The sequence below is a fragment of the Microbacterium sp. M4A5_1d genome (assembly GCF_053345465.1).
On the sequence record NZ_JBKFAD010000001.1, the window covers coordinates 1,402,540 to 1,425,887 of the forward strand.

Consider the following 23,348-nt stretch of genomic DNA (forward strand, 5'->3'; position numbering starts at 1 on the left):
CGCGGCTCAGGGAACGCGCTTGAGCCAGGCGTCCGTCGCGAACTTGGACTCGACGAGCGCTTCGGCCTCGGCGTACTCCTCGTCGGAGATCGTGCCGGGCACGGCGCCGTAGCGCTTCGAGAACACCTCGATGAACCGCTCGATGATCGCGTCGCGAGGCAGACCCGTCTGGCTGCGCAGCGGGTCGACGCGCTTGGCGGCCGAGACGGTTCCCTTGTCGCTGAGCTTTTCGCGGCCGATGCGCAGCACCTCGGTGAGGACCTGACCATCCATGTCGTACGACAGGGTGGCGTGGTGGAGCACCCCGCCGTTCGCGAGACGCTTCTGCGCGGCGCCGCCGATCTTGCCCGACGGTGAGGCGATGTCGTTGAGCGGCTGATACGTCGCCTCGATGCCGAGTGAGCGGAGTGCCTCGAGCACCCAATCGTCGAGGAAGGCGTACGAGTCGGCGAAGGTCAGCCCCGCAACGAGGGATGCCGGCACGTACAGCGAGTACGTCACGATCGAGTTCGCCGCCATCATCATCGCTCCCCCGCCGGAGATGCGGCGCACGACGTCGAACCCGTGCTTCGCGGCACCCTCGGGGTCGACCTCGTTGCGGTACGACTGGAACGACCCGATCACGACGGCCGATTCGTTCCACTCCCAGATGCGCAGGGTGGGGTTCCGCCGGCCGTCGCCGACGCGGGTGGTCAGCACCTCGTCGAGCGCGAGGTTCATGCTGGGCGACACGGCTCGGTCGTGGACGACCTCCCAGTCGAACTCGCGCCAGCCCGGGGCCGTGATCATGGCGCGCCGCACCGCAGTGCCCACCGACTCGGGCGTGAAGCCGAGCAGCTGGGCGCCGTCGGGCAGCGCCGAACGGACGGCGGCGGCAATGGTGGCGACATCAGACTCCTCGGGCAGGCCCGTCACTGCCGCATCGATGTCGGCGAGCGCGTCGTCGGGCTCGAGGAAGAAGTCGCCCGCCAGGTGGAAATCGGCGATGCGGCCGTCGCGCACCTCGAGGTCGACGACGACCAGCTTTCCTCCGGGGACCTTGTATTCGCCGTGCATGCGTCCAGCCTAGGACCGGGCGGAGGATCGGTCGCCCGACGGATGCCGTTACACCTCGCGACGGACGACGGCGCGGGCCCCGCTCGGAAAAGTGGATGACATGAACCCCACCATCGATTCCGCCCCCGTCCTCGAAGCCCGCGGGCTCGTGAAGCGCTACGGGGCGCTCACCGCGCTCGACCGCGTCGACCTGACCGTGCGCGCCGGCGAGGCCGTCGCGATCATGGGCGCCTCGGGGTCGGGCAAGACGACGCTTCTGCACTGCCTCGCCGCAATCATCTCGCCCGATGCCGGCTCCGTCCGCCTCGCCGCTCCCGGCGCCCCGGCGCAGGAGCTCGTCGGCATGCCCGACGCCGACCGCTCCGCCGTACGTCGCAGCAGCCTCGGCTTCGTCTTCCAGGACCACCTGCTGCTGCCCGAGCTCACCGCCGTCGAGAACGCCGCCCTTCCGCTGCTCCTCGTCGGCACGGCGCGAGCTGCTGCCGAAGCGCACGCCGCCGCCTGGCTCGGCGCCCTGGGCCTCGCCGGCATGGAGAACCGGCGCATCGGCGAGCTCTCCGGCGGGCAGGCGCAGCGCGTCGCCATCGCGCGCGCCCAGGTGACCGGAGCCCCCGTGGTGTTCGCCGACGAGCCGACCGGCGCCCTCGACTCCACCACCTCCGCGGAGGTCCTCGATGCGCTGCTGCACGCCACCACCGGCCAGGGCCGCAGCCTCGTCGTCGTGACCCACGATGCGGAGGTCGCGCGCCGCTGCGACCGCGTCCTCCGGATGCGCGACGGACGCATCGTCGATTCGTCCGTCGCGCCCGCGCGTGGGGCCGCAGCCGCCGAGGTGACCCGATGAGCGTCGTCGCGACCGGTTCGCTCCCGCAGCCTCCGACCCCGCTGGCCCGAGCGACGGAGACACCGGGCAGTGTGCGCCGCGTCGCGGCTCTCACGGTCCTGCTCTCCCGGCCGGCGCGGCAAGGGTCTGCGGCCATCGTCCTGCCACTGGTCGCCTTCGCGGTGACGACGATGCTCATGCTGATCGTCGCGGGCGGCACCCGCATGTTCCTCACCGACCCGCGCACGGGCCAGATGGCTTTCCTCTACGGCGTGCTCAGCGTCCTCGCGCTCATCCTTCTCGCCGTTCCGACAGCAACCCTCGGGGCTGCCGCCGCGCGCCTGTCGAGCCGGCGCCGCAACGACCGGCTCTCGACGCTGCGCCTCCTCGGCGCCACCAACACCGAGGTCGGAGCGATGGCGGTGGGTGAGGCATCCGCCGTCGCGTTCGCGGGAGCACTGGTCGGCGCCGCCGCCTACGGCATCGCCCTGCCGCTGGTCGGGCTGCTCCCCTTCTTCGGTGGCCCCGTCGGTGCCGCCGCCGTGTGGGCCGGATGGCCGATCGTCCTGGCCGTCATCCTGGGCGTCGGGCTCATCGCGACGGTGAGCGCGGCAGCGAGCCTGCGACGCGTGCGGCTCACTCCACTGGGCGTGCGCCGCCGCACCGAGGCGCCGCCGCGACGCACCCGCACCCTCGTGATCTCCGGGATCGCGATCGTCGCCGTCGGCACGATCGTGGCCCAGTTCAGCAGCGTGAGCGCGGTCCTCGCCCCCGCAGCGTCGATCGCCCTCCTGCTGGCTCTGTTCGCCGGGGCCCTCGCTCTGGTGAACCTCATCGGTACGCCCATCGTCGCCGCACGCGGCCGCTCGATGGCACGCCGCGCCCGGACGGCTGCTCAGCTCATCGCCGGCCGGGAGCTCGCCGCACATGCCCCCACCGCCTGGCGTCGAGTCTCGAGCATCGCGATGATCTCGTTCATCGCCGTCGTCGGGGGCAGCGGCATCGCGCTCACCGAGATCGCCGGCGACGAGCCTGGAATGACGCTGTTCGCCGACATCCGCACCGGCGTCCTCGTCACCCTCGGGGCGGGCTTCGTCCTGCTCGCCGCCTCGGTGGGCGTCAGTCAGGCGGCGTCGGTGCTCGACGACCGCGAGCTCATCGTGGGCCTCGACCGGCTCGGCATGGAGCCCGCGGAACTCGCTCGGGCACGTCGCATCACGGTGATGCTGCCCCTGCGCTGGGCTGCCGCCGGCGGAGCGGTCGTCGGCGTGGCGCTGGCTCTCCCGGTCGTGGGGATCAGCCTGGTCGTCGCGCCGCTGACGATGGCCGTCATCGCGGCGACCTTCGTCGCGGGCTTCGGGGCGGTCGCGCTGGCGCTCCTCGCGTCACGCCCGCTCGTCACGGCAATCCGACGCGGTCTCGCCGGGTGACACCGACGCTGCTTCCCGCGATTCAGTCCCGCGGGAAGCGGGCGTCGAGCCAGGCGAGCAGATCGGCCTGCACGTCGCCCCGGACCGCCTCGTTGAAGATCTCGTGACGAGCACCGGGGTAGACGAGCGTCGTCACATCCGTCAGGCCCGATCGCGTGCGGTAGGCGTCGGCGAGGCGATGGACGCTGCGAGGCCCGCCGACGGTGTCGTCCCGGCCGACCATGAGCAGCACCGGGACGTCGACACCGAGGTCGCGTCGGGGTCGGCCGATGAGCTTGAGCGTCTCGACCGGCCCGAACAGGCGGGGCAGCGCGGTCGTCGTCGTGAGCGGGTCGTCCAGGAAGCTCTGCTGGACGGCGGCATCCGTGCTCAGCCACTCGACGCCGTTCGCGCCGGGCGCCTTCCACGGCGCGTTCAGGTCGCCCGAGTTGAGCGATCCGGGCCAGCGCAGCGCCGACCCCGACAGCACGAGTGCCGCGTATGCCTCGGGCCGGTCGTCGAACAGCATCTGCGCGAGGAATGATCCCCACGAGTGGCCGAGGAGCACGATCGGCGCCCCGGGATGGTCGCGCTCGATGATGCGGGTCAGCTCGGCGCAGGCGTCGCGCGCGGCATGCAGCCCTCCCCGACCGAGCTTGCCGAGCTTGCTCGGATCACCGTGCTGCCGGATGCCGGTGCGGCCATGACCCCGGTGGTCATCGGCGTAGACGGTGAAGCCCGCTGCGGTGAGGATCCCGGCGAGTTCGGCATACCGGCCCGCGTGCTCGCCGACACCGTGCAGCAGCTGCACGACGGCCCGCTGCTCGCCATGCGCGGGATGGATGTCGTAGACGATCGCGACCCCGTGCGCGTCGATGAACTCGGGCATGCGGCGAGTCTACGTTTCCGGCCGTCGCATTCCGGACACCACAGACCGTTAGCAAGACTAATGAGCTAAGCTAAACATCACAGATGAGCACCTCTTCCCCCGCTTCCGCCCCACCGACCGCCATCGATCTCGCGCACGACGCGACCGACCTCCGCATGGCGACCTTCCGCCTCGCACGGCGGCTCCGCGCGCAGCGTGCCGTCGATTCGATGAGCGACGGGCAGTACGCCGTGCTCGCGAACCTGCACGTGCACGGTCCGCACACGCTCGGCGAGCTGGCCGACCGCGAGCGCGTATCGGCACCGTCGATGAACCGCACCGTCAACCACCTCGAAGAGCTCGGGTACCTGACCCGGACACCCGACGACGGCGACCGCCGCAAGGTGAACATCGCCCTCACCGACGAGGGCCGCACCGTCGTGATCGAGACGACCCGCCGTCGCGACTCCTGGCTCGAGCACGCGCTGGAAGAGCTCGAACCGGCCGACCGTGAGACTCTCGCGGCCGCCGCCGTCATCATGCGGGCGGTGGCCGACCGATGAGCTCCGCAATGTTCCGTTCCTTCTCGGTGTTCAACTACCGGGTGTGGTTCTTCGGCGCCCTCGTGTCGAACGTCGGCGCGTGGATGCAGGCCACAGCGCTCAGCTGGGTCGTCCTCACCGGCCTCACCGACAACGACGCGGGAGCGATGGGCGTCACGATGGCGCTGCAGTTCGCCCCGCCACTCCTGCTCGTGGGCGTCACCGGGTGGGTCGCCGACCGTTTCGACCGGCGCCGTCTGCTCGTGGTCACGCAGAGCTCGCTCATGCTCGTCGGGCTGGTCATCGGCACGCTGCTGCTCACGGGCGTCATGACGCTCCCGCTCATGTACGTCTTCGCGTTCACGCTCGGCATGATCTCGGCCTTCGACAATCCGGCGCGCCAGGCGTTCGTCTCCGACATCGTCGCGCGCGAGATCGCGGCCAATGCGGTCGCGCTCAACGCGGCATCCTTCAACGGAGCGCGCATGATCGGCCCCGCTGCCGCGGGAATCGTCATCGTCGCGGTCGGCACCGGCTGGGTGTTCTTCATCAACGCGGCGACGTTCCTCGCGATGATCGTGGCGCTGTTCCTCATCCGACCCGGCGAGCTCATCCCGCGGGTCACCTCTCCCGGCGCGGCGCGCCTCGCCGACGGCTTCCGGTACGTGCGCGGGCGCCCCGACCTCATGGTGACGTTCGCGATGGTGTTCCTCCTCGGCGCCTTCGGTATGAACTTCCCGATCTTCGCCTCGACGATGGCGATCGAGTTCGGACGCGATGCCGACGGGTACGGCCTCCTCAGCTCGATCCTGGCGATCGGATCGCTCGCGGGCGCCCTGATGGCAGCACGTCGCGATCGCGCCCGCATCCGCGTCGTGATCTTCGGCGCCGGACTCTTCGCGCTCGCCGCAGCGGTGTCGGCCTTCATGCCGGACTACTGGCTGTACGCGGTGACCCTGATGTTCACCGGGTTCGCGGTCGTGACCACCCTCACGACGGCCAACGGGTACGTGCAGACCACGACCGACCCGGCGCTGCGCGGCCGCGTGCTCGCGCTGTACATGGCGATCCTCATGGGCGGCACGCCCATCGGCGCGCCGATCGTCGGGTGGGTCGCCGACCAGTTCGGGCCGCGCGCGGCCATCGGCCTCGGTGCCGTCGCCGCCTTCGTCGCGTTCGGGGTCGGGGTGACGTGGATGCTCGTCTCCGGACGCGTGCACCGCTCGAGCTCGCGCCGGTTCGCCCTCTCGCTCGACGAGACGCGTCCGATCTCGGTCGTCGCCCCGGAGGAGTTCAGCGACGAGGTCGCGGGCACGACGCCCATCTCCCTGCCCGACGCCACGTCCGACCGCCCCCGCCGCTCCCGCTGACGCCCGCGCCCGCGCCCGATACATCTGTCGGATGGGTGGGGCTGGTGAGCATTCGCACGGCCTCACCGGCCCCACCCGTCACTCCGGCCCTTCGGATGTATCGGGGCCTCGCGTCCGAGCGGGACGCCTCAGCACATCCGGGCGAAGTAGGGCACGTCGTAGGTGGCGTGGTAACCGACACCGTCGACCCACTGATACGCCGTGACGGTCGCCGACCCGGGCACGAGCGAGTCGCGGCCCGAGTCGAAGAGCCGGTACGCCGCGTCGGCCGCCGCGACCTTCTGCTGCGCGTGCTCGCCGCCGACCGCGGCCAGCCGCACGTCGACCGGCGCCCCCGCCTGATTCGCGGCATGGACCGCGACGTGCACCGCTCCGTTGACGCACTGCGACCGCGCGCTGACTCGGAGTGGCACCGGCTGCCCCTCTCGCACTGTGGCCGTCGCCGACGGCTGCGACTGCGCCGCCGAGCCGAAGGTGCCAGCGGGCGTGACGGTCGCGGTCCACTCCCCCGGCGGGACCGTCGCGAACCGCGCAGAGCGAGCCTCGGCCCCGACCTGCTGCTCGATCGTGTCGCCCGCCTCCGAGCGGAGGATGACGGTGAAGCCGGTGACCGCGGCGCCGGCATCCGTCGTCCTCCAAGTGACGTTGACGCCGGTCGAGTCCACCCCGATGCCGGGCGTCGCGACGGGCGCGGGAGCAGGCCGCAGCGGCACACCGGCGAAGTCCATGCCCGAGGCGAGGTGGAAACCGGTGTAGCTCGGCTGGTTGTAGGTCGTCTGCTGACGGGCGACCTCGGCGCGGTACTGCGGATCGTGCATGAGCGTGTACAGCTTGTGCCCGGTCACCTCGGTCGAGACGTACACCCGCAGCGCCGACGAGTCGGCCGTGCGCACGACCAGCTCTTCGCGCCAGTCTCCCAGCACGTCGGCGACGAGCCCGGGGTTGCCCTTCGTGCCGTTGTTGGCGAGGGTTCCGGATGCCGTCAGTACGGTGCCGCGCGCCCAGTCGTCGATCGTCGGGGTGACGTCACCGCTGCCGTTCACGATCTGCGTCGTGAGGTCGCCGCCCCAGCGGATCGAGGCGTTGGTGCCGGGCGTCGCCGCCGAGAGCACCTCGCCCTGGGCGGTCAGCAGGCCCGAGGCATCCGTTCCGCCGGGCATGCTCGACCAGACCTCCATGCCGGGCACATCGGGGCGGACGTCGCCGATCATCCCGCGCCCGGTGTCACGGCCCGAGTAGGCGCCGAAGATGACCTCGCCGGTGGCGGCATCCCGCAGTGCCGTACCGTACGGCGCGTACGCTCCGCCCTCGTGCACGGTGAAGATCTCCAGGCCCGGGCGGGACGGGTCGATGTCGGCGACGTGCATCGCGTCGCCGTGACCGAGGCGCGCCATCTCGCCCGGCGTCGCCGATCCCTCGGGCATCTCGGCGAACGAGCTGTAGAGCAGGCTGCCGTCGTCGTCGAGCGTCGCCGATCCGTAGACGATCTCGTGGCGGCCGTCTCCGTCGACATCCGCCGCCGACAGACTGTGGAAGCCCTGCGTCGTGATCGAGCCGTACACGGGATCGGTGCCGTCGACCCCGTGGGGACCGTCGTTGAACGGGTTGGTCATCGGGGCATGCCCACTGTCGACGAACCACCGTTTCGAGAGGTTCTCGCCGTCCCAGTCGTAGGTCGCGATCGTCGTGCGGGTGTAGTAACCGCGAGCGAACACCGCCGACGGGCGCTCACCGTCGAGATAGGCGACGCCCGCCAGGAACCGGTCGACCCGGTTGCCGGGCTCGATGCGCGACATCGCGTAGTCGCCCCACAGCAGGCCGTCGTCGCCGCGGTCCGGCTCGTAGCGCACGGTCTGCAGTTCGGCTCCGCTCTCGCCGTCGAAGACGGTGAGGTACTCGGGCCCGTCGAGGATGAAGCCCTCGAAGTTCCGCAGGACGTTGCGGGCGCTGCGGCTCGGCGCGTACACGTCGATGAAGTGATCGACGAGGGCGCGGGCGTCGGCATCCGACAGCGGGTAGTCGTAGCGCGGCTCGATGCCGAAGGCCTCTTCCAGGGTGGCCGGCCACTGGCCCGAGACGACTTCGTCGCGCGTCGACCATCCGCGGAACATCTCCTCGAGGTGGTCGGCGTAGTCGGCGGCGCTCATGCGGTAGTCATCGGTGTGGGCGTGGCCCGCCGCGACATCCTCGTCCGGCATCGTGACGTACTGCTCCGAGGCCACCGAGCCGTCGTCGGCGTAGGTGATCGACTTCGTCCCGGGCGCGGTCTTGAGCATCGTCTCCGACCGGCCGTCACCGTCGAAGTCGTAGACGAGGAACTGCGTGTAGTGCGCGCCGGCACGGATGTTCGGACCGAGGTCGAGCCGGTTCAGCAGGCGCCCCTCGAGGCTGTAGGTGTCGATGTAGACCCCGCCGGTGTACCCGACCTGCGAGACATCCTTGGAGTTCGAGGGATCCCACTTCACGATGAACTCGTAGCGCCCGTCACCGTCGACGTCACCGACGGAGACGTCGTTGGCCGAGTAGGTGTACTCCTCGCCCGCCGGGGTCACGCCGCCTTCGGGCCGCTGCAGCGCGATGTCGAGGAAGCCGGCATCCATCGCGATCGCGGCCTCGCTCGCCGCCGCCTCGACGCCCGCCGTGACCGGCGCCACGCGATAGACGGATGCCGCCGTCCCGGCGTCGTCGCGGTAGTTCGTGCTGTCGGTGACGGTGGCGATCGGAACGTCGTCGCGGTAGACGACGAAGTCGGTGCCCGAGAGGCCGGTCTCGCCGGCACCGCTGGCCTCGCCCGCGAGCAGACGCCAGCTGAGGAAGACGCCCTCGTCCGTCGGCACGGCGACCAGGCCGCGATCGAGGGTCTCGAGCCGCGGTATCGGCGCGGACGGCGGCGCCTCGACCCCTGCCGCGGGAAGCGTTGCGACGCCCCCGACCGTGAGGGTCGCCGTGGCGAGCGTGCCCGCGGCGAGGCCGGCGAGCAGCGAGGAGCGGAGTCTGTTCTTCATTGAATGGATCCCATCGGAATGCGCTTTCCTGCGTTCCGATGAGCCTAGGCGCACCTCCCCCGCGCGCCGATGAGTCTTCTCTCATCCGGTCCGCGCGGCCTCCACCCGATGGTGCCGAGGTCCCACTTGGGCCGGTAAAGCGGCGCGCAGAACCGGCCGAACGGGGACCTCGCGGGGCGACAGGGCCCCGCGAGGCGACGGTGCCTCGCGGGGCGACAGGATGCCGCGGTCAGCCGGTCGAGTCGCGGACGACGAGCTCGGGGCGGAAGCGCACGCGGCGCTCGTGCTCGCCGGCGGGATCGTCGAGGCCGCGCAGCAGGAGGTCGACGGCGCGGTATCCGATCTCGTGGGCGGGCTGGCGGATCGAGCTGAGCGGCACGACGGTGGCCGACGCGAAGTCGATGTCGTCGTAGCCGATGAGCGCGACCTCCTCGGGCACGCGAAGCTGCCCGAGGACCGCGAAGGCCTGCAGCACTCCGACGGCGAGCAGGTCGTTCGCCGCGAACACGGCATCGACGCGGTCCTCTCCGCGGCGGTCGCGCAGCTGCTCGCCGGCAGCACGGCCGTGCAGCACCGACAGGGCGGGCACGGCGAGCTCTTCCAGGTGGGCACCGGCGACTTCGGCCACCGCGCGCCGCGCACCCTCGAGACGATCGGCGACCTGACGGATCGACACCGGTCCGCGGACGAACGCGATGCGCCGACGCCCGCGGGCCAGCAGGTGCGACACGGCGAGATAGCCGCCCTCGACGTCGTCGACCGACACCGAGGCGAAGACGTCGTCGGGCACCTCGCGGTCGACGAGGACGACCGGGACCCCCGCCGCCTGCAGCCCACGCAACCGGTCCAGGCCGTCGCTCGCGGGGGTCACGAGCACGCCGTTGACGCGCTGCTCGCGGAAGAGGTCGAGATACGCCGACTCGCGCTCGGGCTTCTCGTCGCTCGTGCTGAGCAGGACCGCCATGCCGCTCTCGGCAGCACGCTCCTCCGCGCCCCGCGCGACCTCGGCGAAGAACGGGTTGCCGATGTCGAGCACCACGAGGCCGATCGACCGGCTGCGTCCGGCCCGCAGCTGTCGGGCCGCATCGTTGCGGACGAACCCCAGATCGGCGATGGCCTGCTGCACGCGCGCGACCATCTCCGGCGACACGCGCGTCGGGTTGTTGAGGACGTTCGAGACGGTCCCCACCGAAACGGATGCCGCGACCGCGACATCCCGCACGCTCACTGCCATGCACACCACCGTAGCGCGAGCACGACGGCAACGGCAGGATGTGGGTAAGCGCTTGCCGTTTGTGCCCGCGCGCACAACCCGCTACGCTCGTGAAACGATTCACACCAGCTCACCAAGGAGCCTCGACGATGAGTGCATCTACCCACCGGGTCTGCTTCTCGCTGCAGATCCATCCGGACCTGCTCGACGAGTACGTCGCCCGGCACACCCCCGTCTGGCCCGAGATGCTGGCGGAGATCGCCGCGTCCGGCCGCCGCAACTACTCCCTGTTCCTCGGTGAGGGCGGCCGGTTGATCGGCTACTACGAGGTCGACGACGACACCGCGGCTCAGGCGTACCTCGCCGCGTCGCCCGTCGCAGCCCGCTGGGAAGCCGAGATGGCCCGCTTCTTCGTCGAACTCGAGGGGCGTCCCGACCAGGCCGCCACGCCCCTCACCGAGGTCTTCAACCTGCACGACCAACTCGCGGCGACCGCCACCGGCACGGCGACCGCCACCGGCACGGCCCCGACGACATCCACCGAAAACCCCGACGAAAGCGACGACGCATCGTGAGCACCCTCTCCCCCGACCACTTCGCCCTGCTCGAGCGCCAGGGCATCGAGCTGCCCAGCTGGGCGTTCGGCAACTCGGGCACGCGCTTCCGCGTGTTCCCCACCGCCGGCACGCCGCGCGATCCGTTCGAGAAGATCGCGGATGCCGCCGAGGTGAACCGTGTCACCGGGCTCGCCCCGGCCGTCGCGCTTCACATCCCGTGGGACAAGGTGGACGACTTCGGCGCCCTGCGCCGCCACGCCGAGGATCTGGGCGTTGCGCTCGGCACGATCAACTCGAACACGTTCCAGGACGAGGACTACAAGTTCGGGGCGCTGACCCACGAGGATGACGCGATCCGCCGCAAGGCCATCGACCACCACCTCGAGTGCATCGACGTCATGGATGCCACGGGCTCCCGCGACCTGAAGATCTGGCTGGCCGAGGGGTCGAACTACCCGGGGCAGAACGACATGCGCGCACGTCAGGACCGCCTGGCCGATTCGCTGCAGCGGATCTACGACCGCCTGTCGGGCGAGCAGCGCCTGGTGCTGGAGTACAAGTTCTTCGAGCCGTCGTTCTACCACACCGACGTCCCCGACTGGGGGACGAGCTACGTGCAGGTGGCGGCGCTCGGCGAGCGCGCGATGGTGTGCCTCGACACCGGCCACCACGCTCCCGGCACCAACATCGAGTTCATCGTCATGCAGCTGCTGCGCCTCGGCAAGCTCGGCTCGTTCGATTTCAACTCCCGCTTCTACGCCGACGACGACCTCATCGTGGGCGCGGCCGACCCGTTCCAGCTGTTCCGCATCCTCGTCGAGGTGCTGCGCGGCGGCGGCTTCGACAACCCCGATGTCGTGTTCATGCTCGACCAGTGCCACAACATCGAGGCGAAGATCCCGGGGCAGATCCGTTCGGTGCTCAACGTCCAGGAGATGACCGCTCGTGCGCTGCTCATCGATGCCGACGCCCTGGCCGCCGCCCGCACCGCCAACGATGTGCTCGGAGCTCAGGCGGTCTTCATGGACGCGTTCTACACCGACGTCCGCCCGGCCCTGGCCGAGTGGCGCGAGTCGCGGGGGCTGCCCGCCGACCCGATGGCCGCGTACGCGGCATCCGGCTACCAGGAGAAAATCGAAGCCGACCGCGTCGGCGGCACCCAGGCCGGGTGGGGCGCATGAGCACGACCCGCACCCGCCGCCCGCTGAGCGCCTGGAAGGCGACGATCGCCGTCGCCATGTCGAACTACATCGAGGCCGGCGCGATCATCGCGCTCGCCACGAGTCTGACGCTGTGGCAGGAGGCCTTCGGCTTCGACGACGGGGTCGTCGGCATCGTGGCCGCCCTGTCGGCCAACGCCTTCGGCGCCGCGATCGGCGCTGCGATCGGCGGTCCCCTCTGCGACCGCCTGGGCCGCAAGTTCATCTACACCTACGACCTGATCGTGTTCATGCTCGGAGCTCTGGCCGTCACGTTCGCGCCGAACCTCGGGGTCCTGCTCGTCGGCGTCATCCTCATGGGCATCGCGGTCGGCGCGGGCGTTCCGGCGTCGTGGACCTACATCGCCGAGGAGGCACCCAACGAGCACCGTGCCGCACACGTGGGCACGGCGCAACTCGCCTGGTCCATCGGCCCGGCGGTCGGGTTCCTGCTCGCGGTCATCGTCGGCCCGCTGGGTCTGCTCGGTTCGCGCCTGATCTTCTTCCACCTCTTCGTCATCGCCGCCGTGACGTGGTGGGTGCGCCGCGGACTCCCCGAGTCGCGCCGGTGGAAGAGCCAGCGCGAGGCCGCGCTCGTCGCGGGCGAACGCCCGTCGTTCTTCTCCGGCATCGTGGGCTTGCTCAAGGAACCGAAGAACTGGGGCGCCCTCGCCTTCCTCATCGGCGTCTACGGCCTCTGGAACACCGTCGCGGGCCAGGCCGGCATCTTCCAGCCGCGTGTGTACGACGCCGCGGGCCTCCACGACCCGATGCAGCAGAACCTGCTGCAGGTGCTCGTCTGGAGCCTCACGGCAGCCGCGACTTTCTTCGGCTTCATGCGCTTCGGCGACCGGGTGCGCCGCAAGTGGCTGTACCTCGGCGGTGCGGCGCTCGGCGTCGTGGCGTGGGCGGTGCTGATCTACGCTCCCCCGGGCCTGTTCTCGCTGCTGTTCTTCGCCGTCGCGTGGGGTGTCTCCGCCGGCGTCGGGGCGCAGGCGTTCTACGGTCTGTGGACCGCCGAGCTGTTCGCCACCCGCTACCGCGCGAGCGCGCAGGGCGTGCTCTTCATGCTCGCCCGGGTCATGGTCGGGCTCCTGAGCCTCGTCTTCCCCGTCCTGCTGTCGGGACTGGGACTCGCCGGACTGGGCGTGATCATCCTCGGGCTGCTCGTCGCCGCGCTGCTGATCGGAACCATCTGGGCGCCGAACACCGAGGGCAAGTCACTCGAGGACATCGAGCTCGAGCGCTACGGCCGGCATGTCCCGACTCCCGCGGAAGAGCGGGTCGCCCGGTGAGCGCCCCCTCCCCGGCCGCGCCCTCGCCCACGTCCGAGGCGGGCGGGCTCATCCGGCTCTACCGCGCGGCCGAACCCGACGGCACCGGATTGGTATGGATGCACGGCGGCGGCTTCGCGTTCGGCGACCTCGACATGCCCGAAGCGGATGCCGTCGCTCGCGGGCTCGCCGCGGCGGGGACGACGGTCTTCTCCGTCGACTACCGCCTCGCCCCGGTGCCGCCCGCGTGGGACGGCGCCGACCAGCAGACGGACGACCGCAGCGGCAACCGCTACCCGGCGGCATCCGACGACGTCCTGCGGGCTTGGCAGTGGGCGGCGTCTCACGCCGAGGAGCTCGGTGTGACGCGCCTGGCGATCGGCGGCGCGAGCGCGGGCGCGAACCTCGCGACGGGCGCGACTCTGCGCCTGCTCGGCGAGGGCGGCATCCTGCCCCGCCTCGTCGTGCTGGCCTACCCCACCCTCCTCGCCGTGCAGCCCGCCCCCGGGCCCGCGCTGCGCGCCGCTCTCGCCGCTCACCCCGAGCACGACCGGTTCGGGGCCGACGTCGTCCGTGAGATGTACGAGAACTACCTCGGCCACTCGGTGATCGGCGCGCCGATCGCGGCCGTTCCGGGCCTCGCGTCGACCGACGAGCTGCGGGGCTTCCCTCCGACGCTCATGATCAACAGCGAGATGGACGAGCTGAGCGTCTCGGGCGACGTGTTCGCCGCGACGCTGCGGGCCGCCGGCGGCGATGTCGACGTCGTCGTCGAGCCGGGCACCGATCACGGCCACCTCAACCGGCCCGAGCATCCGGGTTTCGCCGCATCGATGGCACGTATCGTGCAGCGATTCGCTGCCCTCGCCGCATCCTGACCTCCCCTCCCTACCCCGAAGGAAAGCCATGACCTCCGCCGCAGCCGCCGACCTCATCGCGCGCAGCAACCGCCTGGGCTCCGACCCGAAGAACACCAACTACGCCGGGGGCAACACCTCCGCCAAGGGCACCGACATCGACCCCGTCACCGGTGAGCCCGTCGAGCTGCTGTGGGTCAAGGGATCGGGCGGTGACCTCGGCACGCTGACCGAGTCGGGGCTCGCGGTGCTGCGCCTCGACCGGATGCGGGCGCTGGTGAACGTCTACCCCGGCGTCGAGCGCGAGGACGAGATGGTCGCCGCGTTCGACTACTGCCTGCACGGCAAGGGCGGGGCGGCTCCCTCGATCGACACCGCGATGCACGGGCTGGTGGATGCCGCGCACGTCGACCACCTGCACCCCGACGCCGGCATCGCGATCGCGACCGCCGCGGACGGCGAAGAGCTGACGGCGAAGATCTTCGGCGAGAAGGTCGTGTGGGTGCCGTGGCGGCGACCCGGCTTCCAGCTCGGCCTCGACATCGCCGAGATCAAGGCGCAGAACCCGCAGGCGATCGGGTGCATCCTCGGCGGGCACGGCATCACGGCGTGGGGCGACACCTCGGATGAGGCCGAGGCGAACAGCCGCTGGATCATCGAGACCGCACAGGCCTACATCGACGAGCACGGCGCGGCCGACCCGTTCGGCGGCGTGCGGGCCGGGTTCGAGGCGCTGCCCGAGACGGAGCGCCGCGCCCGCGCCGCGGCCCTGGCCCCCACGATCCGCGGCATCGCCTCGACCGACAAGCCGATGGTCGGTCATTACAGCGACACCGGCGTCGTGCTCCACTTCCTGGCATCCGAGAAGGCACCCGCTCTCGCCGCTCTCGGCACGAGCTGCCCCGACCACTTCCTGCGCACGAAGGTCAAGCCCCTCATCCTCGACGTTCCCGCGACGGCAACGATCGAGGCGCAGATCGCCCGTCTGCACGAGCTGCACGCCGAGTACCGCGCCGACTACCAGGCGTACTACGACGCTCACGCCGACGCGGACTCGCCGGCGATCCGCGGCGCCGACCCGCTCATCGTGCTGGTTCCGGGTGTGGGCATGTTCTCGTACGGCGCGAACAAGCAGACCGCCCGCGTTGCGGGTGAGTTCTACGTCAACGCGATCAACGTCATGCGCGGCGCCGAGGCGCTCTCGACCTACGCCCCCATCTCCGACGCCGAGAAGTTCCGCATCGAGTACTGGGCGCTCGAGGAGGCGAAGCTGCAGCGGATGCCGAAGCCGAAGACCCACCAGGGTCGTATCGCGTTCGTCACGGGCGCAGCATCCGGCATCGGCAAGGCCATCGCCACCCGACTCGCGGCCGAGGGCGCGTGCGTCGTCGTCGCCGACCTCGACCTCGAGAAGGCGCAAGCGGCGGCGGCCGAGCTCGGCGGCACCGACGTCGCGATCGGCGTCGCAGCCAACGTCGCCGACGCCGACGGCGTGCAGGCCGCGATCGACGCGACGCTGCTGGCGTTCGGCGGCATCGACCTCGTCGTCAACAACGCCGGCCTGTCGCTGTCGAAGCCGCTGCTGGAGACCACCGAGAAGGACTGGGACCTTCAGCACGACGTCATGGCCAAGGGCTCGTTCCTCGTCTCCAAGGCCGCGGCGAAGGCGCTCATCGAGCAGAAGCTCGGCGGCGACGTCATCTACATCTCCTCGAAGAACTCCGTCTTCGCCGGGCCCAACAACATCGCGTACTCGGCGACGAAGGCCGACCAGGCCCACCAGGTGCGGCTGCTCGCGGTCGAGCTCGGCGAACACGGCGTGCGCGTGAACGGCATCAACCCCGACGGCGTCGTGCGCGGCTCGGGCATCTTCGCCTCCGGCTGGGGTGCCAACCGCGCCGCCACCTACGGCGTTAACGAGGAGGACCTCGGCCAGTTCTACGCCAACCGCACGATCCTCAAGCGCGAGGTCGTCCCCGAGAACGTCGCCGACGCCGTCTACGTCCTGACCGGGCCCGAGCTTTCCCGCACGACCGGCCTGCACATCCCCGTGGACTCCGGCGTCGCCGCCGCCTTCCTCCGATGAGGGCAGGCATTCGAATGCACGGCTTCCCGCCGAGTGCACGGCATCCGCACGCTCCAAGGTCGTGCACTCGGCGACAGGCTGTGCACTCGCGGGAAGGATGCCGCGCGTGAGCGCATCAGGGAATGTGGTGGCGGTTGACCTCGGGGCCACCAGCGGGCGGGTCATCGTCGGGCATGTGGGGGCTGACACGCTCCGCACCGAGACGGTGGCGCGGTTCGCCAACGATCCTGTGCACGCGGGCGACGGCCTCCACTGGAACCTCGTGGGGATGTACGGATCGGTGCTGGGCGGTCTGCGCGAGGCCTTCCGCGCGACGCCCGAGATAGCCTCGATCGGGGTCGACTCGTGGGCCGTCGACTACGCGTTGCTGCGCGGCGGGCGGATGCTGGGCGAACCGTTCCACTATCGCGACGAGCGCACCGCCCGCGGGGTCGAGAGCGTGCACGCGCGCTTTCCGCACGCCGAGCTCTTCGAGCGGAACGGCCTGCAGTTCCTGCCGTTCAACACGCTGTACCAGCTCGCCGCTGAGGACCTGGAGGTGCTGGCGTTCGCCGACACCGCCCTCCTCGTACCCGACCTCGTCGGGTACTGGCTGACCGGCGAAGCCCGTGCAGAGCAGACCAACGCGTCGACGACCGGACTCCTGCGGGTGCTGCAGGCCTCGTGGGACGGCGCCCTCGTCTCGGCGCTCGGCATCCCCCGCGGCATCCTCCCTCCGCTCATCGCGCCGGGCGATCGGCTGGGCCCGCTGCGTGCGGACGTCGCAGCGTCGATCGGGGCGCCGAGCGACACGCCCGTGACTGCCGTCGGATCGCACGACACCGCCTCGGCCGTCGTCGCCGTGCCGATGCAGCCGGATGCCGCGGCCTACATCTCGTGCGGCACATGGGGTCTCGTGGGCGTCGAGGTCGACCACCTCGTGCTGACCCGCGCCGCTCTCGAGGCGAACTTCACGAACGAGGGCGGCGTCGACGGCCGCGTGCGCCTGCTGCACAACGTCATGGGCCTGTGGGTCCTGAGCGAGGCCGTGCGGCAGTGGGAGCGCCGCGAGGGACACCGCATCGATCTGCCGACCCTGCTCGACGCCGCACGCGAGGCCGACGGCGTCGTCTTCGACGTCAACGACCCGCGTTTCCTCGCGCCCGGCGAGATGACCTCGCGCATCGACGCCTGGTGCGCCGAGCACGACGTCGCGCCGCCGCGCACCCGCGCGGAGTACACCCGGTCGATCGTCGAGTCGCTCGCGCAGGCGTTCGCCGACGCCGTGGCCGATGCCGCGCGCCTCGGCCACGTCGATGTACGGACGATCCACATCGTCGGCGGCGGGGCGCTCAACGAGCTGCTGTGCCAGCGCACGGCCGACCGCGCCGGGGTGCCGGTGCTCGCCGGCCCCGTCGAGGCGACGGCCCTCGGCAACGTCCTGGTGCAGGCCCGCGCCGCGGGGTTCGTCTCGGGCTCGCTCGAGGCGCTGCGTGACCTCGTCGCCCGCACGCACGCGCCGCGTCGCTACGAGCCCCGCGCCTAGCCGCGGAGCCCGTTCGCGATACATTCGCCGGACCGGCGGTGCGGGAGTGGCCTCAGGCGGCCGCCGACACCACTCCTGCCACGCCGATCCGACGGATGTATCGGCACCACGGCCGGATCGCGTGTCAAGGGGTGCCGCGCGCGGCGACCGCGCGCGTAACGTCGCGGCCATGAGCAGCCACGACACCCCGGCCGGCGGCGCCGGCGACAGCGCGATCCCCTCCGAAGAGCCCACCGGCGACCGTCACCTCGACGATCCCAGCGCCGAGCAGTCGATCACCGATGACGCGCCCCGAGGCGGCGACGAGACCACCGAGGACGAGCTCACGGCCGACAACGCCGCCGAAGAGGACATGCTGAAGACCCTCGACCCGGGCGACCCGCCCGCCTGATCCACTTCTCCATCGAGACGGCCGGTTCCCCGCGGGACCGGCCGTTTTCGCGCTGCGCGAACCTCATCTTGTGTCCGCAATTTTGCTAGCTATTCTAGCAATCATGGAAACTTCGGCACGCCGCCGGTGGGCGGGACTCGTCTTCATCAGCATCGCCGTCGCACTCATCATCGTGGACTCGACGATCGTCAACGTCGCCGTCCCCTCGATCGTCGACGACCTCGGCATCACCTCCACTCAGGTGCAGTGGGTCCAGGAGGCGTACACCCTCGTGTTCGCCTCCCTGCTGCTCGTCTTCGGCAGCGTCGCCGATCGGGTGGGTCGACGACGGATGCTGCTGACCGGCGTCGTCGTCTTCGCGCTGGCCTCGGTCGGCGCGGCGCTCGCGTCGAGCGGTGACCTGCTCATCCTCGCCCGCTTCGTTCAGGGCGTCGGCGGCGCGATGATCCTCCCGACCACCCTCTCGCTCCTGAACGCGACGTTCCGCGGCCGCGAGCGCGGCATCGCCTTCGCCGTCTGGGGCTCGACGATCGGCGGCATGGCCGCCGTCGGGCCGCTGCTCGGCGGCTGGCTGACCACGACGTTCTCGTGGCACTGGGCCTTCGGCATCAACATCCCCCTCGGCATCCTCATCGTCGTGGGCGTCCTGCTGACGGTCGACGAGTCCCGCGGCGGGGCCGTCGGAGTCGACGTCATCGGAGCCGTCCTGTCGGTCATCGCCATGGGCACCCTGGTGTTCGGCCTCATCGAGGGACGCACCTACGGCTGGTGGACGGTCGACCAGCGGCCCGCGCTCTTCGGTGCGTCGTGGCCGTGGGACCTCTCCCCGGTCCCGATCGCGTTCGCCGCCTCAGCCGTGACGATCGCGGTCTTCATCGCCTGGGGCGTGCGCCGTCGCCGGGTCGGCAAGCCCACTCTTCTGGCCTTCGGGCTCTTCGGCATCCCGTCGTTCCGCAACGGCAATCTCGCCGCCCTCGTCGTCGCGCTCGGCGAGTTCGGCATCATCCTGGCCCTTCCCCTGTGGCTGCAGTTCGCGCTCGGATTTGAGGCGGTCCAGACGGGCCTCGTGCTGCTCGCCCTGGCCGCGGGCTCGTTCGTCGCCAGCGGGCTCGCCGGCGCCCTGTCGGGCAAGGTCTCGCCGGTCTGGATCGTTCGCGCGGGCCTGGCCGCCGAGATCGTCGGCGTCGTCGGCGTGGCCCTCGTCATCGCCCCCGATGCGACGTGGGGCCCGCTCGTCCCGGCGCTGTTCGTCTACGGGATCGGCGTCGGCCTCGCGACGGCGCAGCTCACGGGCGTCGTCCTCGCCGATGTCCCCGTCGCCGAGGGAGGGCAGGCGTCCGGAACCCAGTCCACCGCACGCCAGCTCGGCGCCGCGCTCGGCATCGCGATCCTCGGGACCATCCTGTTCTCGACGACCTCCGGCGCCCTCACCGCCAAGCTCGACGATCGCGGCATACCCGCCGAGCAGCGCGATCAGGTCGTCAGCGCGGTCGTCGAGAGCGCGGGCGGCGCGATCGCGGGCCTCGAGGCCTCGCCGCAGACCGCCGACGTCGCGACCGACGCGAAGGCTGCCCTCTCGGACGGCACACGGGCCGCGAGCTTCGCCGCGGCGGGCTTCCTCGTGCTGGGCCTCGCGGCGACGGCATCCCTCGGCCGGGGCGCCCGCCGCGAACCGGTCGAAGCGGATGCCGCGGAGGTCACGCCTCGCGGGTGATCGTCACCGTGACGTGCAGGGCGCTTTTGTACGGGCCCGCGAAGACCCCGCGCAGCGGCGGGACGTCGTTGTAGTCTCGGCCCCGCCCGACCAGCACGTGCCGGTCGCTGATCTCGACGTTGTTAGTGGGGTCGAAGCCCTGCCAGTCACCGGCGAACCACTCGATCCACGCGTGCGACTCGCCCGTCACCGGCACGCCGACCTGAGCGTCGGGATCGGGATGCAGATAGCCCGAGACGTATCGCGCCGGGATGCCGACGCTCCGCAGAGCGCCGAGCGTGATGTGCGCGATGTCCTGGCACACGCCCGTGCGCTGGGGCCACGACTCCGCGGCGGTGGAGTGCACCCCGGTGACGCCGGGCATGTACTCGACGGCATCCCCGATCGCGATCGCGATCGCGTGGGCCGCCGGCCCCGGCTCGTCGTGCGACCCCGCGATCTCGCGCGCCAGCGCCCCCACCTCCGGATGCGGCGCCGTGCGCGCCGTCTGCCCGAGCTGCTCGACCGTGTGGATCGAGCGCTCCGTCTCCGCGGCGAGCTCCTCCCACGAGATCTGCCGGTGCTCGATGGGGCGCGGCCGAACCTCGACCAGCGAGCGGGCCGTGATCGACAGCGCGTGATGCGCGGCGAGCACGTCGAACGCGGCGACCCGGGTGCCGAAGTAGTCCACGTAGTGGTTGACGGCCGTCGTCGGGTCGATGTCGAGCTGCGAACTCAGCACGAACTGGCTGTCGGTCGAGCCCGGCAGCATCCGCGCCTCGTTGTACGACGCGGCGACGTCTCCGGGATAGGTGAATCCGGTCGCGTGCTCGATGCGCAGACGCTTCACGAGGTCTCTCCAATCCAGTTCGGTTCCGCCGCCGTGGGGAAGAATCGACCGCGGATCGCTTCGGATGCCTCGCGGGTCACCTTCTGCACGTTGTCCATGTGCTCGGGCAGCTCGGAGAGGATCTCGCCGAGCGGCCGGTACTCGAGGTCGTTGCGGATACGACCGAGGGCCCGCAGCACCGCATTGGAGTGCCCCACCCGGTCGGCGACAGGGTCGATCGCGCTCATGCACTCCTCGGCACGTTGGATCGAGTGGATGATCGAACGCGGGAAGAGACGGTCGAGCAGCAGGAACTCCGCCGCGTTGCGCGCGCTCGGCATCCCGCGATACGTCCGCAGATACGCCTCATACGCACCGCAGGAGCGGAGGATCGTCGTCCACGAGGGGCCGGACTCCTCCGTCAACGAGCGCGTCGCGAGCAGCCGCGCGGTCATGTCGGTGCGCTCGATCGAGCGCCCCAGCGTGAAGAACTGCCAGGCCTCGTCGCGACTCGTCGACGAGTCGGTGACCCCGACGGCGAGCGCCGCGCGCTCTCGCACCCAGTGGAAGAACTCGTGCACCTTCTCGGCGTTGAGTCGCCGCGGCATCCGCGAATAGGTGGTGTTGAGGGTCTCCCACAGCTCGGTGGAGACGATCTCGCGGGCGCGGCGGGCGTTCTCGCGCGCCGACTGCAGCGAGTAGGCGATGCTCGACGGATTGGTGCGGTCGACCGCGAGCCGGGTCAGCACGTCCTGACGGGTGACGGTATCGAGCCCCTCGGGCGGGAACGACCCCATGACCGACAGGAGCGACCGGCAGGCGGTGTCCTCGTCGATCCAGGGGTCCTCGAGCAGCAGCTGCAGGTGGACGTCGAGGATGCGGGCGGTGCCGTCGCTCCGCTCGATGTAGCGTCCGATCCAGAAGAGGCTCTCGGCGATGCGGCTCAGCACGTCGCACCTCCGGTCTGCTGCTGCTGCTCCTGCTGCTCGCTCAGGCCGCCGGGGTGGTCCTGCGGCGAATGGGCCGGCTCGTCCTGCTCGTCGTAGATGATCGGGATCGCCTGCGTCGACGCCTGATCGGCGACGAGGCCGGCGAGGTTGCCCTGGCTGTACTCGACCGTGCGCGGCGCGTCACCGCCGACGACCCACGTGTCCTTCGATCCGCCGCCCTGACTGGAGTTGACGACGAGCTGCCCCTCCGGCAGCGCGACGCGCGTGAGGCCGCCCGGCAGCACCCACACCTCTTCGCCGTTGTTGACCGCGAACGGGCGCAGGTCGGCGTGGCGGGGGCGCATGCCGTCCTCGACGAGCGTGGGGATCGTCGAGAGCATGACGACGGGCTGCGCGATCCACCCGCGCGGATCGGCCAGCAGCTTCTTGCGCAGCTTCTCGAGCTCGGCGGGCGAAGCGTCCGGGCCCACGACGAGTCCTTTGCCGCCCGACCCGTCGACGGGCTTCACGACGAGCTCGTCGAGCCGGTCGAGCACCTCTTCGAGCGCGCCCGGGTCCTCGAGCCGCCAGGTGTCGACGTTCTTGAGGATGGGCTCCTCCGCGAGGTAGTACCGGATGAGGTCGGGCACGTAGGTGTAGAGCAGCTTGTCGTCGGCGACGCCGTTGCCCACGGCGTTGGCGATCGTGACGTTGCCCAGGCGTGCGGCGAGCATGAGGCCCGGGGCGCCGAGCATGGAGTCGGCACGGAACTGCAGCGGGTCGAGGAAGTCGTCGTCGACTCGGCGGTAGATGACGTCGACGCGCTGCGGACCCCGGGTCGTGCGCATGAACACCTTGCCGCCCGAGCAGACCAGGTCGCGGCCTTCGACGAGCTCGACGCCCATGAGACGCGCGAGCAGCGTGTGCTCGAAGTACGCGGAGTTGTAGACGCCCGGCGTCAGCACGACGACGTTGGGGTCGTCGACTCCGGGAGGTGCTGAGGCGCGCAGGGCCTGGAGGAGCTTGTTCGGGTAGTCGCCGACGGGTCGGACCCGCATCGAGACGAACAGCTCGGGCAGGGTCTGCGCCATGACGCGGCGGTTCGAGATGACGTAGCTGACCCCCGAGGGGACGCGCACGTTGTCCTCGAGCACGCGCATCTCGCCGTGCTCGTCGCGGATGAGGTCGATGCCCGAGACCTGGATGCGCACGCCGTTGGCGGAGCGGATGCCGGCCGCCTGACGGTAGTAGTACTGCGACGAGGCGATGAGCTTCGCGGGCAGCACGCCGTCGCGGACGCAGAACTGGTGTCCGTAGGCGTCGTCGAGGAAGGCCTCCAGCGCACGCACGCGCTGCTTCACGCCCGACTCGACGTGCGACCACTCGTCGTAGTCGATGACGCGGGGAACGGCATCGAGCGGGAAGGGGCGCTCCTCCCCCGCGAAGTCGAACGTGACGCCCTGCGCGAGGTACGAGCTCGCGAGCGATTCGGTGCGGCCGCGGAGCTCCTCCTGGGTCATCTGCGCGAGCGCCTGATACAGCTCGCGGTACGCCGCGCGCGAGCTGCCGGGGGCGGGCATCGTGCCCGAGACCTCGAACATCTCGTCGTACGGCGGCACCCCCGATACGGTCTTGCGCGGCGTCAGCGTCGAGCCGTATCCGTCGAAGAGGTCACCCATGGATGCGAGCCTAATCCGGGCTGTGTTGCGTCAGTATTTCCCG

19 protein-coding genes are annotated in these 23,348 nt (G+C 70.8%); 12 read left to right on the forward strand and 7 right to left on the reverse strand.

Going from position 1 to position 23,348, the window contains the following annotated elements; genetic code table 11:
- Positions 1-6 precede the first annotated feature (6 nt).
- Positions 7-1,056, reverse strand: coding sequence for a lipoate--protein ligase family protein (locus ACLBWJ_RS06760; RefSeq protein ID WP_023952552.1), 1,050 nt, complete (start codon positions 1,054-1,056; stop codon positions 7-9).
- 100 nt (positions 1,057-1,156) lie between these two features.
- Here ACLBWJ_RS06760 and ACLBWJ_RS06765 point away from each other — a divergent pair, with 100 nt between their 5' ends.
- Positions 1,157-1,900, forward strand: coding sequence for an ABC transporter ATP-binding protein (locus ACLBWJ_RS06765; RefSeq protein WP_274178309.1), 744 nt, complete (start codon positions 1,157-1,159; stop codon positions 1,898-1,900).
- Positions 1,897-3,309, forward strand: a complete 1,413-nt coding sequence (locus tag ACLBWJ_RS06770) for an FtsX-like permease family protein (protein WP_404568306.1) — start codon at positions 1,897-1,899, stop codon at positions 3,307-3,309. The genes ACLBWJ_RS06765 and ACLBWJ_RS06770 overlap by 4 nt, the downstream gene beginning before the upstream one ends.
- A gap of 22 nt (positions 3,310-3,331) precedes the next feature.
- Here ACLBWJ_RS06770 and ACLBWJ_RS06775 read toward each other — a convergent pair whose 3' ends face one another.
- Complete coding sequence (locus tag ACLBWJ_RS06775) at positions 3,332-4,177, reverse strand: alpha/beta fold hydrolase (protein ID WP_274178307.1); 846 nt, start codon at positions 4,175-4,177, stop codon at positions 3,332-3,334.
- Between the two features lie 83 nt (positions 4,178-4,260).
- Here ACLBWJ_RS06775 and ACLBWJ_RS06780 point away from each other — a divergent pair, with 83 nt between their 5' ends.
- Together ACLBWJ_RS06780 and ACLBWJ_RS06785 are read left to right on the forward strand one after the other, a co-directional pair.
- Positions 4,261-4,719: a MarR family winged helix-turn-helix transcriptional regulator gene (locus ACLBWJ_RS06780; protein ID WP_112616303.1), complete on the forward strand. Its 459-nt coding sequence runs from the start codon at positions 4,261-4,263 to the stop codon at positions 4,717-4,719.
- 8 nt (positions 4,720-4,727) lie between these two features.
- Positions 4,728-6,068 carry an MFS transporter gene (locus ACLBWJ_RS06785; RefSeq protein WP_274178306.1) on the forward strand — a complete coding sequence of 447 codons (1,341 nt, stop codon included), beginning with the start codon at positions 4,728-4,730 and terminating at the stop codon, positions 6,066-6,068.
- A gap of 128 nt (positions 6,069-6,196) precedes the next feature.
- Here ACLBWJ_RS06785 and ACLBWJ_RS06790 read toward each other — a convergent pair whose 3' ends face one another.
- A complete protein-coding gene (locus tag ACLBWJ_RS06790) occupies positions 6,197-9,073 on the reverse strand; it encodes a rhamnogalacturonan lyase (RefSeq protein WP_447659950.1) in 2,877 nt (958 codons plus the stop codon).
- Positions 9,074-9,302: 229 nt separating this feature from the next.
- A complete protein-coding gene (locus ACLBWJ_RS06795) occupies positions 9,303-10,307 on the reverse strand; it encodes a LacI family DNA-binding transcriptional regulator (RefSeq protein WP_274178305.1) in 1,005 nt (334 codons plus the stop codon).
- A gap of 128 nt (positions 10,308-10,435) precedes the next feature.
- On the opposite strand from ACLBWJ_RS06795, the gene ACLBWJ_RS06800 reads away from it, so the two are divergent.
- The 8 genes from ACLBWJ_RS06800 (at position 10,436) to ACLBWJ_RS06835 (ending at position 19,889) form a co-directional block, all read left to right on the forward strand.
- The gene (locus ACLBWJ_RS06800; protein WP_274178304.1) at positions 10,436-10,861 is read left to right on the forward strand and encodes an L-rhamnose mutarotase; all 426 of its coding nucleotides are present in this window, start codon (positions 10,436-10,438) and stop codon (positions 10,859-10,861) included.
- Positions 10,858-12,024 carry an L-rhamnose isomerase gene (gene rhaI, locus ACLBWJ_RS06805; protein WP_269267134.1) on the forward strand — a complete coding sequence of 389 codons (1,167 nt, stop codon included), beginning with the start codon at positions 10,858-10,860 and terminating at the stop codon, positions 12,022-12,024. The genes ACLBWJ_RS06800 and rhaI overlap by 4 nt, the downstream gene beginning before the upstream one ends.
- On the forward strand, positions 12,021-13,337 hold the full coding sequence (locus ACLBWJ_RS06810; RefSeq protein ID WP_220118289.1) for an MFS transporter: 1,317 nt from the start codon (positions 12,021-12,023) through the stop codon (positions 13,335-13,337). Before rhaI ends, ACLBWJ_RS06810 begins: the two co-directional genes overlap by 4 nt.
- Positions 13,334-14,194, forward strand: a complete 861-nt coding sequence (locus ACLBWJ_RS06815; protein WP_274178303.1) for an alpha/beta hydrolase fold domain-containing protein — start codon at positions 13,334-13,336, stop codon at positions 14,192-14,194. The genes ACLBWJ_RS06810 and ACLBWJ_RS06815 overlap by 4 nt, the downstream gene beginning before the upstream one ends.
- A gap of 28 nt (positions 14,195-14,222) precedes the next feature.
- Positions 14,223-16,259 carry a bifunctional aldolase/short-chain dehydrogenase gene (locus ACLBWJ_RS06820; RefSeq protein ID WP_282501999.1) on the forward strand — a complete coding sequence of 679 codons (2,037 nt, stop codon included), beginning with the start codon at positions 14,223-14,225 and terminating at the stop codon, positions 16,257-16,259.
- A gap of 97 nt (positions 16,260-16,356) precedes the next feature.
- Positions 16,357-17,784: an FGGY-family carbohydrate kinase gene (locus tag ACLBWJ_RS06825; protein ID WP_439117184.1), complete on the forward strand. Its 1,428-nt coding sequence runs from the start codon at positions 16,357-16,359 to the stop codon at positions 17,782-17,784.
- 169 nt (positions 17,785-17,953) lie between these two features.
- Positions 17,954-18,175 carry a hypothetical protein gene (locus ACLBWJ_RS06830; RefSeq protein WP_112616291.1) on the forward strand — a complete coding sequence of 74 codons (222 nt, stop codon included), beginning with the start codon at positions 17,954-17,956 and terminating at the stop codon, positions 18,173-18,175.
- Positions 18,176-18,278: 103 nt separating this feature from the next.
- Complete coding sequence (locus ACLBWJ_RS06835; protein ID WP_274178300.1) at positions 18,279-19,889, forward strand: DHA2 family efflux MFS transporter permease subunit; 1,611 nt, start codon at positions 18,279-18,281, stop codon at positions 19,887-19,889.
- Here the strand turns inward: ACLBWJ_RS06835 and ACLBWJ_RS06840 are convergent.
- The 3 genes from ACLBWJ_RS06840 to ACLBWJ_RS06850 are packed head-to-tail and all read right to left on the reverse strand — an operon-like array spanning position 19,873 to position 23,305.
- Entirely contained in the window at positions 19,873-20,718 is an 846-nt protein-coding gene (locus ACLBWJ_RS06840) for a transglutaminase family protein (protein WP_274178299.1), read from the reverse strand. The genes ACLBWJ_RS06835 and ACLBWJ_RS06840 overlap by 17 nt on opposite strands.
- A complete protein-coding gene (locus ACLBWJ_RS06845) occupies positions 20,715-21,647 on the reverse strand; it encodes an alpha-E domain-containing protein (protein ID WP_112616285.1) in 933 nt (310 codons plus the stop codon). Before ACLBWJ_RS06845 ends, ACLBWJ_RS06840 begins: the two co-directional genes overlap by 4 nt.
- Complete coding sequence (locus tag ACLBWJ_RS06850) at positions 21,641-23,305, reverse strand: circularly permuted type 2 ATP-grasp protein (RefSeq protein WP_112616283.1); 1,665 nt, start codon at positions 23,303-23,305, stop codon at positions 21,641-21,643. Before ACLBWJ_RS06850 ends, ACLBWJ_RS06845 begins: the two co-directional genes overlap by 7 nt.
- Between the last annotated feature and the right edge of the window lie 43 nt (positions 23,306-23,348).